This window comes from Candidatus Zixiibacteriota bacterium (assembly GCA_034439475.1).
Classification (GTDB): domain Bacteria; phylum Zixibacteria; class MSB-5A5; order GN15; family FEB-12; genus JAWXAN01.
In genome coordinates, this window is the sequence record JAWXAN010000014.1 from 26,572 (window position 1) to 40,234 (window position 13,663).

Annotated in this window: 13 protein-coding genes and 1 pseudogene; 3 read left to right on the forward strand and 11 right to left on the reverse strand. The window is 48.4% G+C overall.

Annotated elements, in window-relative coordinates; genetic code table 11:
- Positions 1–10 precede the first annotated feature (10 nt).
- The 7 genes from SGI97_01385 to SGI97_01415 all read right to left on the reverse strand — a co-directional run bounded on the left by SGI97_01385 (position 11) and on the right by SGI97_01415 (position 8,247).
- Entirely contained in the window at positions 11–1,087 is a 1,077-nt protein-coding gene (locus tag SGI97_01385; protein MDZ4722557.1) for an MraY family glycosyltransferase, read from the reverse strand.
- A gap of 7 nt (positions 1,088–1,094) precedes the next feature.
- A complete protein-coding gene (locus tag SGI97_01390; GenBank protein ID MDZ4722558.1) occupies positions 1,095–1,964 on the reverse strand; it encodes a glycosyltransferase family 2 protein in 870 nt (289 codons plus the stop codon).
- 6 nt (positions 1,965–1,970) lie between these two features.
- Positions 1,971–2,699, reverse strand: coding sequence for a polyprenol monophosphomannose synthase (locus SGI97_01395; protein ID MDZ4722559.1), 729 nt, complete (start codon positions 2,697–2,699; stop codon positions 1,971–1,973).
- On the reverse strand, positions 2,696–5,182 hold the full coding sequence (locus tag SGI97_01400; protein MDZ4722560.1) for a hypothetical protein: 2,487 nt from the start codon (positions 5,180–5,182) through the stop codon (positions 2,696–2,698). The genes SGI97_01395 and SGI97_01400 overlap by 4 nt, the downstream gene beginning before the upstream one ends.
- The gene (locus tag SGI97_01405) at positions 5,179–6,171 is read right to left on the reverse strand and encodes a lysylphosphatidylglycerol synthase transmembrane domain-containing protein (GenBank protein ID MDZ4722561.1); all 993 of its coding nucleotides are present in this window, start codon (positions 6,169–6,171) and stop codon (positions 5,179–5,181) included. Before SGI97_01405 ends, SGI97_01400 begins: the two co-directional genes overlap by 4 nt.
- A 43-nt stretch (positions 6,172–6,214) precedes the next feature.
- Positions 6,215–7,207 (reverse strand): hypothetical protein, encoded by a 993-nt coding sequence (locus tag SGI97_01410; protein MDZ4722562.1) that lies wholly within the window; start codon positions 7,205–7,207, stop codon positions 6,215–6,217.
- An 86-nt stretch (positions 7,208–7,293) separates the two neighbouring features.
- Complete coding sequence (locus SGI97_01415; GenBank protein ID MDZ4722563.1) at positions 7,294–8,247, reverse strand: glycosyltransferase family 2 protein; 954 nt, start codon at positions 8,245–8,247, stop codon at positions 7,294–7,296.
- Between the two features lie 314 nt (positions 8,248–8,561).
- On the opposite strand from SGI97_01415, the gene SGI97_01420 reads away from it, so the two are divergent.
- Genes SGI97_01420 through SGI97_01430 form a run of 3 tightly spaced genes read left to right on the forward strand, consistent with a single transcriptional unit; the run spans position 8,562 to position 9,567 of the window.
- On the forward strand, positions 8,562–9,071 hold the full coding sequence (locus tag SGI97_01420; protein MDZ4722564.1) for a hypothetical protein: 510 nt from the start codon (positions 8,562–8,564) through the stop codon (positions 9,069–9,071).
- A gap of 9 nt (positions 9,072–9,080) precedes the next feature.
- Positions 9,081–9,236 carry a hypothetical protein gene (locus SGI97_01425; protein MDZ4722565.1) on the forward strand — a complete coding sequence of 52 codons (156 nt, stop codon included), beginning with the start codon at positions 9,081–9,083 and terminating at the stop codon, positions 9,234–9,236.
- A 7-nt stretch (positions 9,237–9,243) separates the two neighbouring features.
- Positions 9,244–9,567, forward strand: a complete 324-nt coding sequence (locus SGI97_01430) for a DUF421 domain-containing protein (protein MDZ4722566.1) — start codon at positions 9,244–9,246, stop codon at positions 9,565–9,567.
- A gap of 18 nt (positions 9,568–9,585) precedes the next feature.
- On the opposite strand, the gene SGI97_01435 is transcribed toward SGI97_01430, so the two are convergent.
- The 4 genes and pseudogenes from SGI97_01435 to pyrR all read right to left on the reverse strand — a co-directional run bounded on the left by SGI97_01435 (position 9,586) and on the right by pyrR (position 13,138).
- The gene (locus SGI97_01435; protein ID MDZ4722567.1) at positions 9,586–10,251 is read right to left on the reverse strand and encodes a nitrilase-related carbon-nitrogen hydrolase; all 666 of its coding nucleotides are present in this window, start codon (positions 10,249–10,251) and stop codon (positions 9,586–9,588) included.
- A 12-nt stretch (positions 10,252–10,263) separates the two neighbouring features.
- A complete protein-coding gene (locus SGI97_01440) occupies positions 10,264–11,577 on the reverse strand; it encodes a dihydroorotase (GenBank protein ID MDZ4722568.1) in 1,314 nt (437 codons plus the stop codon).
- Positions 11,577–12,515, reverse strand: coding sequence for an aspartate carbamoyltransferase catalytic subunit (locus tag SGI97_01445; protein ID MDZ4722569.1), 939 nt, complete (start codon positions 12,513–12,515; stop codon positions 11,577–11,579). The genes SGI97_01440 and SGI97_01445 overlap by 1 nt, the downstream gene beginning before the upstream one ends.
- A gap of 104 nt (positions 12,516–12,619) precedes the next feature.
- Positions 12,620–13,138, reverse strand: a pseudogene (gene pyrR, locus SGI97_01450) (bifunctional pyr operon transcriptional regulator/uracil phosphoribosyltransferase PyrR).
- Between the last annotated feature and the right edge of the window lie 525 nt (positions 13,139–13,663).

Here is a 13,663-nt window from a genome sequence, read left to right on the forward strand (position 1 = left end):
GTGTCCTGCCTTATCCCTTTCTTACTTTTTGCCGCCCAACAGGTTTAGTTCTGTCGCGGCTGTTCATAAAGATAAAAAATAGGGACAGAATAACAACCATAAAAAGCAGGAGCAGGCTGAAGACCCAGATGCGGTCAAAGAAGTACATGGCGAGGGTAAAAAGGCTGAAAATAAAGGACATTAAATAAAAGATGGCCACAATGCGTCGCGGCCCCAATCCTGCCAGCGCAAGATAGTGAAAAATATGCCGCCTATCGGCCTGCATCGGGTTTTTGCCGCTTGCCAGACGACGAATTATCGATGAGACCGTTTCCAACAGCGGTACACCCAAGGCCAGCAATGGCATATAGAGGGCGGCGGCGGTATATGACTTGAGCGGCACCAAGAGAGAAATAACCGCGAAATAGTAGCCAATTTGCATCGACCCCGAGTCCCCCAGAAATATGCGCGCCGGATAGCGGTTATAGCGCAAGAAAACTATTAAGTAGCCTGAAAGGGCGGCGGCAATTGTCACAGTCGAGCCGACTTGGTAGAGGACGCCAATAATTATCATTGTTACAGCCCCGATAAGGGACACACCGGCCGCGAGTCCGTCAAGTCCATCAAGTAGATTCACCGCATTAGTCAGCGCCACAACCCAGATAATCGTAATCATTGGAGCAAAGAGGCCGCTGTGCACACTCCCCACAAATGGAATGGACACAGGGTCAATCGAGAATCCCCCAAAAATCAAAATACCCGCAACAAGCGTCTGCGCAACCAACTTAACCCATGCCGGCAGAGGTCTGAAGTCATCGATAAGCCCGACCAAAAAAATGACAACCGAACCCAGGAGAATTGACCAGAGTGAGCCTGATGGAATGTTGACCATATCAGGATATAAAAAACTCGCCGCCAACACACTAATCCAAAGCGCTACAAATAGTCCGACGCCACCGAGAATAGGTGTCGGCAACTGGTGTCTTTTGTGCCGACCAGGAATATCGAGCAGTTTCCAGCGATGTCCCAATCTGATAAGGAGAGGTATAAGTACAAATCCCAACAGGCATCCAACGAGAAAGGTTATTAGCGGAAGTTCAAATGTCATTGACGACTCAACGGCCCCGTTTATCCGCGGCGAGCGCTGTCACACACAGATTTCCAATTAGCATAAACGGCAGAACAAGGAGTGAAAACCCGTTTGGAGCATGTTTGAGAAAGTACTGCCAGAACGAATAATGATGATGAAACTTCCTGACTAAGGTGGAAGTCGTGCTTCCGCTTCCCCAATGATGTACCGCTCCGGCATCGGGCACAAAATAATTCTCATTTCCATGCAGATGGACGCGGTAAGACAAATCGGTGTCTTCCATGTAGAGAAAAAAGCGGCTGTCGAATCCATTCATTTTTGTAAAGAGCTCTTTGGTGATAAGCAAAACCGTTCCGGCGACAGCCGTAACGGCGGTCGTCGCGTCATAGTCGGGAAGCGTGTAGGATGCAAACGCATTTTTCCTTTGCTTGCGAAAAAGCGCGGAGAGAAACGAGCCGCGTGAAAAAAGGAGATTCGAAATTTGTGGAAAATTACGGCAGTTTGCCTGAAACGTATCATCGGGAAATCTCAGACGCGGCACAACAAGACCGACTTTGCTTTCCTGGGCATAGACCTCCAGCATCTTTGTTATCGCACTCCCTTCGAGAGTGACATCGGGATTGAGAAAAAGCAGGTATTCTCCTTCAGCCAATTCGGCGCCTTGATTACAGGCCGATGCAAATCCTCTGTTTTTTTCGTTTTCGACTATAAGATATTCATCTGAACGATTCTTGACAGCCGCAACACTTGCGTCATGTGAATTGTTATCGACAATTATAATTTGGGAAGGAATCGAAAGGAGCGCTCTGTCCAACGCATTGAGGCAGTCAACAAGCAGAGGGAGTGAATTGTGCGTGACAATGATAACAGAAAGTGTAACCTGGTTCCCATCCAATCAGTATCAACTCAGCTTTCCAAACATCGACTTGAGCCTTAGCATCCAGACCATCCAGATCGCTTCACGCATTATCTTTTTTGACATCTTTGATGAACCGGCCACTCGGTCGACAAAAACAATTGGAATCTCTTTTAGAGTGAAGCCTTTTTTCCACGCCCGCATGGACATCTCAATTTGGAACATATACCCCGATGCATGAACCTTATCCAGTTCAATCGTTTCAAGCACCTGTCGGCGGAAACATTTGAACCCGCCGGTCGCGTCGCGAAGCGGAAGCCCGGTGATTACCCGGGTGTACATATTTGCAAAATATGACAAGAGCAATCTCGACATCGGCCAGTTGATAACATTCACTCCGGAAATATAGCGAGAACCTAAAACGACATCGTAGTTCTGTATCTCCCGCAAAAAATCGCGGATATACTCCGGACCATGCGAGAAATCGGCATCCATCTCAAAGATATAATCAAATTTGCGCTCCATAGCCCATTTGAAGCCAGCGATGTATGCCCGGCCAAGTCCTTCTTTTTTTGTGCGGTGAAGCACATTGACCGTACTCATCTGCGAGGCGAGTTTGTCGGCGATCTGGCCGGTTCCATCGGGCGAGTTATCGTCGACAATAAGAACATGAATTCGTGGATCCATCGGCAGGACGGCATGGACAATCTTTTCAATATTGTCTTTTTCGTTATAAGTCGGAAAAATAATGAGAGCACGGTGAGTGTGGATCATGGATTGGCAGTTTCTGTCTCTGTTATAGTGTGCTTTGGCTTGCGTCGGCAATACACAAAATACCCACCAGCTATAATAACCAGATATATAGAGGTCAGCATTGTGGCCATTTTCCCTTTTGTGTAACGGGACGAATGATACGAGAAAAGAATCTCGTGGTTTCCCGCTGGAACGGCCACCGCTCGGAATGCCCCGTCGGCGCGGAGTATTTTCGCAGGCTGACCACCGACTGTGGCATGCCAGGCATCGAACCAGTTATCGGTCAACACAACGAGCGTGTTGTTCTCAGCGTGAACACCCACCTGAACGGTATCAAAGCCATACGAAACAAACCAAGCCGAATCTGTAGGGGATGACTCTCCTGAAACAGCCAAAGCTGGCTCTTCTTCGAGATAAACAAGGCGGCGAAGATCTGTCGTATCTTTTAACACCAGTGGTGTAATCTGTGAGCGCTCAGGCAGAACCTGATACCGCGATGCGGTAAACACCCGAGGAATGGCGTTATCGTTTCTAAAAATCTGATCCGTTCCGAGTGTCGCTACCGGAACAACCGGCTGACTCCCAAAATAATTTGGAGGCAAACTTTGTCCGGCAGGCATAATCAGATATTTCACACCGGTTAAATTGAGCAATCGCGGCTCGCCGATATTCGGCATTCCGACTCCACCGAGAAGGTCATCGTACCAGCGAAGCTGGTTTCCATGATACCCTCCGACAATCTGCACATTCCATTGAGGCAGGACTGCTTCCTGGGGCGAGCGCGGCGTGCGAATATCAAGCACCCGGTTTTGTCCCGCGTTTTGCTGAAGATAGGTCGTGACCGATGTAACGGTGGTGTATTGCGATGGCTCTACAGTCTCCACAAACCGGCTGTTAAATCGGATGCCGTCAAACATCGGCAATGCAATCAAGACAAGAAAGAACGACGCATTGACCTTTTCGCTCCTATAAAGCCAGATCACCAATGAGGCCAAGGCAGTGAAAAGAAAGGCAAACCACGCGCCTGACCTTATGGCAGGAAGATTGGCATACGCGACATCCAGCTTCGTAACGCCTTGCTGAACAGCCTGCGATGCGGCCTCGCTGTAAAAAAGGGATGTCCAAAGATCAATCATGCCTCGACCGGATGCAGAAAATGCAAGCGCGAGGAAAAGCAATAGTGCAGGCATCCCCCAGAGCAGATATTTGAACTTGCCGCTAAATCTGGGATCGTCACGTTTCCGTTCAATTATTGCCTGCAAGCCCATAGCCCCAAGCATTGCCGCGCAGAACGAAAAGACGAACATTATCATTGACGGCGCGCGAAGCGACTCAACACCCGGTATGAGCCAGAAGAAAAGCCGAAATATCGGCGTGGTTGCGCCAAGGCCATACAAGAATGCGAATAGCGCGAGACCGCCAAAGAAATATGCATTCCTTCGGCGCGAGAATAAAAGTCCGATTAGAGCAAGAAAGAATGCAATTATTCCAGCCGACTCAGAGTTATCTTTGAAGGCATTTTTGCCCCAATAATATGTCTGCGCGGCCTGGGTTGAAACACCGGGAAACTCAGGAATTATCAGTGAAAACGCCTCTTCCTCATGCATAGACCAAGACGTCGCCCAGTCCCAGCCTTTCTTGGTGTCGGCGCGCGGCGAAAATTCTGTCGTGTAGGTAACACCGGGATATATTTGTATGGCCGACAGACCCAGACCTATCACGACCCCGAACGCTGCCAGTGTGCCCGGCGCGACAAGCGAAGCAACCGGCCGCTTGTCCCGCAACATATTAATAAGTTTGAAAACTGTGAAGAAGAGCGATGCCAAAAGCGCAAAATAGGTCATCTGGATATGCGGGGCAAGCAGTGTCAGCCCGATTATGAAGCCAAACATTGAGAAGTTAAAAAGCTGTTTCACACCGCTGTGGCTTTCGAAGCCGCGTTCGAGAAACAAAATAACGAGCGGAAAGAGTGATGTCACGAAAATTTTGCCATCATGGTATGGCGCAACTAAAGATACCAGATACGGCGCAAACATGTAACAAGAGGCCGCAAACAACGACGGCAGCTTTCCCAGTTTGAATTCCCTCGCGCAGAGATACATCCAGACTCCGGCCAGAAATATGTGAAGCACCAGATTATAGCTTAACATCCGCCACAGATCCCCCAGATTCCTGAATATGATAGACGGCGGATAGAGAATATCGCTGAAGAAGGATTCAATATATGGCATGCCGCCAAAGACATACGGATTCCATTGGTCATTGACCGAGAAGAAGCCGATATGTTCGGCGATAAATTGCTTAACAAAAAATCCGGCCTGCAGAAAATCCGAACCGATTATCATATTTGTCGATGAAAAAAAGAAGTCCCGAAAGAGAATAACGAGGCCAACCGCAAATGCGGCGAACAGGAGAGGAGCAAGCCATTTCCATGACTCAATTTCATTTCTGTTTACCCGATGCGGACGGGCTGTTGTCTGTGTGGGTTTCTTTTTGACCGTCATGACTTGCCCTGGCCGTTCTCGAAACGGATTCGGAAGGCGATTATTGTGGCAATAACCTCAGCAATGAGGTTCCATATTCGCGCGGCGAAGGCTATCCCCGCCGCAACCGGGCCAAGGAAAGGCATAAGCGCGCCAGTCAAAACCAACTCGCGTGTGCCGATACCGCCGGGAGAAAATATCGCAAAATAGCCGGCCTGATAGGCAATGATAAATGCGCCGATACCGAGCACAAGCGGCAACTCGGCCTCCCCTGTTATTGACACGACAAACATCCAGAACGAAAATCCATATAATATCCAGCACGCAAAATATCCAAAATAAACCTTGAGAGCAACTGCTTTATCAAGCTTAAATTGTATTGTTGGCCGCTTAAGTAGTTTCAGCAGAAGGTTATACAATTGTAAAGTTTTGTTTGGCACAACCACAAAGAGCAGCGAGACCAGCATTGTCGCTATTCCGCCGATATAGAGGCTCGACCCAAGTTTTTGGCGTATCTCCGGCAATAACAAATCCGGATACAGCAAAAGTGTGCCGAAACCAACGACGAAAGCGGCCGGAATGCCAAACATCGTTGCTATACCCCACGATGCCACAGTGACAGCTCTATCAATTTTGAGCCGTTCGGCAAGATAAACCATACTCACCACCTGCCAGATGCGCCCGGGAACGTACCGCCCTAAATTGGAGATATAACCAATCTTGAATCCGTATTTGAGCGGCACAGTATAACCGAATCCGCTCATGAGCACACACCAGACATAGGAGAAAAAAGCTAAACTCAGTAGATGAAGCACAAGCGAACCAATAAGCAAAAGTGGATTGATATCCCACTTGAAACTCACGACATCATCCCAATTTACAATAAGCTGTCGACCCGCGAAATAAACGACCACCAGTGTCAGGATGATTTTAATTCCGAAAGACAGCCATCGCCGGGACGGGTTTGGCTTGGTGTCACTTACGCGCGAAGTATCAGGACGTGTTGTCACAGTGAGCATTCACCTATTATGTGAATAATGGACATGGGCTGTCCTACCAGAGGTTGTCCATGTCAGAATCAAAAAACGAAACATGCATTTTGACCTTGATCGTCGGACTCATCATAATCGGATATGGCCGAGCGATAAACATTCCGTCCGATTTGTAGAGCGGCTCGTCGACAACCGAACTAATAGCCAATATCCCATCGACCCGATGTTCGATAGCATAACGCATCGCGACCGGCAAAAGCGCGGCTTTGGCTTTTTCGGTTCCGACTAGATCGCAGACTTTGACAATCGTTAAATCTCTCAAATCATTCCGAGCGCGGCGAAAAATCAGATAGCCATCGATTCCGAATCGGTAGCAAAAGTATTCGCGGTTCGGCTGACTGAGTTTATAATTGAGATAGACCGCATCGCGGATACCGTACAACTCATATCGTTCAGAGAGAAGCTCATCCCATTTTGTGTCCCATTCCGGCAAAAATGCCTCAAATTTCGTCACCGAGTCGGCGTTGACTTTTGTCTGCGCGGGAAAAACAAAATTCGCGAGTTTGATTGCAGGCGCGAGTTTCGTCGACTTTCCAAGATATTTAAGCGCTCGGGTCGGTTTGAAAAAACGACCGTACATTTTGACCGAGTCTTTTCTAATAACATGGCCGCGACGGATATAGACTTGGTCAACCCCGGCCACCATCCCGACGCCGGTATATTTCATTGGGGGCGAATTCTCGATGACTGTCAGCAATCCCCGCCCGGCCTGCTTGCGGATTTCGTTGTCGGACGTGTCGACAACGAATGTAACACCCCAGCCGATTTGCTCTCCTCCGCTTCGATTGCTCGGTTTGCCATAGTGGAATTCATGCGGTATCTGGGCGATGTAGCCGACAATTCGATTGTCGACCATAGCAATATGCTGATGGCATTTCTGCCAGCGAATGATTGAGCCTTCGCCAAGTTCGGGATGGGTAGGGCTCCATTTTTTTAGAAATGCGAGCAGTTCGTCCATTTGTTCAGAACGGAAGGGTTGGATTGTTACTTGCACAATATCTTTTCTGGATTATTCAGTAGTTGTTGCCTTAAATCTCTCGGTATGCTTTACTACAATGCCTTAATTCCACACACTCTGGACTACTTGTCCTTTAACTCATCTAATATGGCTTTGGTTTTTTTTCTCAGATCCCCAATCTCCTCTTTAAGCGCGGTCTGACCCTCTGAGACAAATCCAAGAAGAAAAAGTGACATACCCACACCTATCAATAAGAGCACCAGATATAAGTACGTCCGATCTCCATGACCGAGCACAAAGCGATGATAGATTGCGTAGAGGCCGACAAGAAATCCCAGCAAAAGCACCAGCGCTCCTGTGCCCCCAAAGAACAAAAGCGGTTTACGCAAAAACGTTATCTGAAATTTCACCGCAAGCATATCGAGCACACCGACCGGCACACGCCACACAGAGAATTTGGTCTTCCCCCATGCGCGTTCGTAAAGAGGGACTTTCACTTCTTCAATTCGATATCCTTCGTTGGCCGCCAACACCACCAAGTACCGATGCCAGTCCTTGCGCAAAAAGATGTTTTCTACAACTTCACGTTTGAAGGCCTTCACCGAATTCAGATCATGAACTTTGAGATTAAAAATCTTCTGCGAAAACCAGTTGTAGACTTTGGACACAAATTTCTTGTTGTATTTCCCCTGCTTCCAGCCGGTGCACAGGTCGGCTCCATCGGCGATGGGAGCGATGAGCGCGGGGATATCTTCGGGAAGGTACTGCAAATCCGCCGGATAAAAGACATAGACCGATCCGGTCGCTGTCGCAAACCCACTCTGCAGGGCTTCGGTCAAACCGCGGTTTCTCTGGTGCGAGGCGTATTTTATGAAGGGGTACTTCTTTGCGTTTAGGGAAATTTTGCACAAAGTGTTGTCAGTGGAGCCGTCATCGACATAGACAAGTTCTCCCTCAAAGGGCGCTGTGAGGAGCATCTCGGCATAGAGACGGCAAAACTCATCAATATTCCCTTCCTCATTCATGGCGGGAACGATGGTCGATACGATAAATGGATATTTTTCTTTTAGTGCCACACTCAATAATCTTTCTGTTTGTTTGCTAACGCCATCACTCGCTTGGGATTGTGCTTCGCGTTAACTCGGGCTTAAAGAATAGCTATAATGCCAAAAACTCAACGTTTTTCTTCATAACCTTGTACTTTGGAACTATAGAACGCTCATTAATTGATTTTGTCGGCATATATTCCATACTACTCCTGTATAAAAGTTGGAAACTCAATAAGCTGGCCACACGAGTCGACTGCGCACATAAAGGCAGAGGGATTCGGTTTTACCATCTTTTCACTAGTGACTTTGCGCTTTCCGACATTAACCCAAGGAGGGCTTTCATGTCTCAGACCGAGAAAGAGATCTCGCAACCGCCTAAACCTCCTAAAATCAGCCGATACCTCTCCCCTCCTTGGTCTCGTATAATCGGTGTTTTGATAATTTTGACGATTCCGCTGCTGGCGTTATTTGGTGTGTTCGGGATAAAAAGGACGAGCCAGCAGATCACAGGGGATGGGATCAAAGTTTACATGAGCTACGCGACATTGCACCGATTCAAAACAGTTGAACTCATAGATATGGACGTGGGAAATATCTCACCGAACCCCCTGCCTAAAATTACGATTGTCTTCGATACCGGCTATATCGCAGGCTTTTCAAAAGTTGAGTTCATGCCCCACATTGAACAAGCATACGAAATTGTGTTAAACGATGTTTTGCCCCATGAGAGACGGAAAGTCATTGTCGAACTGGAAGCAAAGAAATATGGCAGATGCGATGGAACAATACACATCCATACAGAAGGCGCGTCGCCTCTTTCAATGTACATTTCAATCTTTGTATATCCGTAGGAGAAGAATATGGAAGCAGTCATACCCGTTGCTTTTGTTTATGTTGTGGTGTTTGTCGCTTTTCGCATACTTGGCAAGCGCGAACTAAGCCGGCTCTCGCCATTTGAACTTGTCACAATTATGCTCATTCCCGAGATATTCAGCCCGTCGCTAAGCCGCCGATGATTATTCTATGACCAATGCCGTCATGGGAGCCGGGACCCTGTTCAGTCTGGTCTTTATTACCTCAGCCCTGAGTCATCGTTTTAAAAAGGTTGAGAATATCCTGGCCGGTACGCCGACGGTTCTCGTACACAATGGAAAATTTTGTGTGAAGAATATGAATAGTGAATTGGTCTCGAACGAAGAATTTTACGGAGAGATGGGGAAAGCGGGATTAGAAGAAATCTCACAGGTCAAGTGGGGGATACTGGAAGACGACGGCCAATTCTCATTCATTCCAATCAAGCCGGAGGACAAACATACCAAAGCCAAACCGAAAGAGTTTAGCGGCTAAAGAACTAACACAATCGTATTAGATATGTAAATTGAATTCCAGCGTGGTTTCGCTGGTTTCATCGGCATGGGCGAGAATCGTGCCGTCGCCCGCGACAATCATCGATGACCCGCCGAACACATTTGTGCCATCATCCCCCACTGCATTGACAGCTACTATCATTGCGCCAGTAGATTGGGCCCGCTCGACGATGAGCCGCTTCCAATCATGTATTCGGACATTGGGCCAGGCGGCAGGCAGAAAAATAATTGGGACCTTTTCTTTCTTGAGATTCTCGAAAATGTCCGGAAAACGGAGGTCGTAGCAGATCGCCGAGCCGACACGTCCAAAATCTGTTTCAAATATCCCTGCTTGTTTGCCCGGTGAGTAAACTGTGGTTTCGTTCATGCCCGGGAAGAGATTTATCTTTTTGTAGATTTGGTACTTATCCTTATGGAAATATCCGTAGGAGTTAAAAAGACCATCGGTCGACAGATACGGGAATCCGGCCATGACTCGAAAATCATGCTTTGAGAATTGCGCCTGAATTGCTTTGAAATCGGGGACCTCGCGAGTTGTGTAGAGACAGCCCGATGTGGCCAGCTCTCCGAAGCAAACAAGTTCTACTTTTCTTGCCTTGGCCAAATCCAAATATGGTGTTAGGTCCGAGGTGTTGACATGTTTTTGGACGAGCAAAGTTTTCATAGTATCTATCTTCTATAACTCGAAAACTGTCCGGCCGTTCAAAATTGTTCTTACAACCTGCCCTGAGAGCTTATAACCCACAAACGGAGAGTTCTTTGACCGCGAGCGGAATTTCTCGCGCGATACTGTCCATTTCTTATCGGGATCGATAATCGTTATGTCTGCTTCTGAACCGATTGAGAGGGTTCCGCCGGGAAGATTGAATATCCTCGCGGGATGAATTGTCATTTTCTGAATTGCATCTCCCCAGTCCAAATAGCCTTTGTCAATGAGGTACGTTTTCACAAGCCCCACTGTTGTTTCGAGTCCGATCATACCGGCCGGAGCCTGATCAAACTCGGAGTCTTTGCTTTCATCAGAATGCGGGGCATGGTCTGAGGCAATGCAATCGATAGTGCCATCAACTAAACCCTCGATTACCGCCGCCACATCGTCTGCCGTCCGCAGCGGAGGATTGACACGTAAATTCGTGCTGAACTCTTTTCCTATCTCTTCATCAGTCAAAACAAAATGGTGCGGGCAGGCTTCAGTTGTGACAAGAATCCCTTCGCGCTTGGCCTGCCTGATAGCATCGACCGCGCGGCGAGTGGAAATATGTTGAATATGAAGTCTCGCGCCGGTGAGTCTGCAAAGGGCAAGGTCACGCAGGACTGCAATCTCCTCCCCTACAGCGGGCGCGCCTTTGAGTCCAAGTCGTGTGGATTCAAACGATTCATTCATCACCCCGCCAGCGCAGAGATACTGATCCTCGGCATGCTGCATAACCGGGATATTGAACATTTTGGAATACTCCATCGCGTTGCGCATGATCTCAGGATTCTGGACATAATGGCCGTCATCGGTTATCGCAACCGCGCCCATTTTGACCAGATCGCCGATTTCGGAAAGCTGTTTCCCTTCGATATTTTGGGTGATCGCGCCGACCACATAGACCCGGGCATTTGCATTCTTCGCTCTGTCTTGCACAAATTTGACTGTCTCCTGACTGTCAATTCGCGGTGTTGTGTTGGGCATACAGCAAACCGAAGTAAATCCTCCGGCGGCGGCGGCGTTGCATCCGCTTTCGACCGTTTCGGCGTCCTCCCGACCCGGTTCACGGAGATGGACATGGCAGTCTATAAGTCCCGGCACCACTAATTTTCCGGTTGCATCTATAATCTGATCATAGTCAAGTCCGCTTATCATTTTTTGTATTGCGACAGAATTTTTTTCGATTCCGGCTATTTTACCATCTTTGATAAAGAGATGGGCGTCGTTTGAAAAACCCAGAGCCGGATCGATAACCCGTCCCCCTTTTATCACAAAATCATATTTCTTGCTGGCCATTATTCTTCCCCTTCTTCTTTGCGACCTGAAAGCAGATAGAGAACAGCCATCCGCACAGCCTGCCCGTTGGTAACTTGCTCCAATATGACGGATTTGTCGCCATCGGCAACTTCGCTGGTAATTTCCACGCCGCGATTAATCGGCCCAGGGTGCATTATGGTGTAATCTTTGTTGAGGCGTCGAAGCCGCTCTTTTGTGATCCCAAAAAGATTTGTGTACTCGCGATTTGAGGGAAACAGTCCCCCTTGCTGGCGTTCCAACTGTATCCGCATGATATTGACCACATCGGCGCCATCAAGGGCTTCATCAATATTTGAGTAAACATCACAGCCAAATTTCTCGACTTCGTAGGGCATAAGTGTGCTCGGCCCGCAAAGCGCAACCGATGCTCCCATTGTTTTCAGCCCCCAAATATTTGAGCGAATAACGCGCGAGTGTTTGACATCGCCAACAAGCACCACGCGAAGTCCGTCGAGTCGGCCGTATTTTTTCCGGATAGTATACATGTCGAGAAGACCTTGGGTGGGATGCTCATGCGCTCCATCGCCGGCATTAATAATATTGGCCTGCATACATTGTGTCAGAAAGTATGGTACCCCGGTCGATTGATGCCGCACGACGACCATATCGATTTTCATGGCTTCGATGTTTTGCACCGTGTCGCGAAGGCTTTCTCCTTTTTTTACCGATGACCCAGAGGGCGAGAAGTTCACCGTGTCAGCAGAGAGACGCTTTTCGGCCAGTTCAAATGAGATGCGAGTGCGGGTCGAATTTTCATAGAAGAGGTTGACAACTGTGATACCGCGTAGGGTCGGGAGTTTCTTGATTGTCCGGCCAAGAACCTCGCTAAAGGTATCGGAAGCATCAAGAATCTTGGTTATATCCTCTTTGGGGACGTTTTCAAGTCCAAGCAAATGCCGTGATGAAAGCAGGCTCATTTCTTGCCTCCCTTCTTTGCGGTAGCGGGCTTCGCCGTGCCTTTAGCCCGTTTGCCGGCACTGTCGTTGGTTCTTTCAACTGACGGGCGCGCGGATTCCGGCGGACGCTTGCTGATGTACACTCGGTCAGTCCCTTCCCTTTCGGTGACTTCAAGAATGACCCTGTCAGTGCGGGAAGTAGGGATATTGACCCCCACATAGTCGGCTTTAATCGGCAATTCGCGGTGTCCGCGATCCACAAGCACTGCCAGTTGGATTGAACGCGGACGACCGAAATCGATTATCTGGTCAAGAGCCGCGCGGACTGTCCGGCCGGTGAAAAGCACATCATCGACTAAAATGATATTCTTATTAAGCACCGAGAATAGAATGTCAGTGCGCTGTATAATCGGTTGGTCGAGATTGGAGTGAATGTCATCGCGATACAGGCCAATATCCATAAGACCAACAGGGACGTTGACTTTTTCGAGCTGTTCGATAATGGCCGCGATGCGTTTGGCCAATATGGCGCCGCGGGTTATTACGCCAATGATAGCGATTGTCTCGGCGCCGCCATTATTCTCGACAATCTCGTGCGCAATGCGTGTTAGGGCTCGACTTATCTTTTTTTCATCGAGCACGATGTCCGTCTGCGTTGGCAAGCGGGTACCTCCGGAATGTATTATAAACAATGATAGGATTATAGTATGCGAAGCCGCCAATTGGCGGACGAGAGTCATTGAAAGAATTATTTATCATGCAGTATTCCCTTTAGAAATCTCACCGGATTTCCTTAAAAGGTTGGAGTGAGTATACGGGATTGGCGGACAGAGTCAAGTGTCGGGGGGATTATTTTTTGCGGGGGAATAAAACATGTGCAGTGACGGGCGAGGGCGCCGGGTTCTATTGTCCTTGTAGCGATTCCGCCACCGCGGACTGCGGTTCAGCGATTCTTTCTTCTCTTTGAATATATTTTCATCCTGCCGGCTCCAAAGTATAGAGGGAAAAGGGAAGATCACACCGTCCCGACGAATGTCGGGAGTGTGGTACAAATTGGCGGGTTCGCGGACGGATTGATCTTGCCCCAATTTAGTGAACAGTTTGCTAAGGTTGGATTAGCTTGGCACTGGAGGTACTATCGATGGACAGACGCAGACAATTTGATCGGG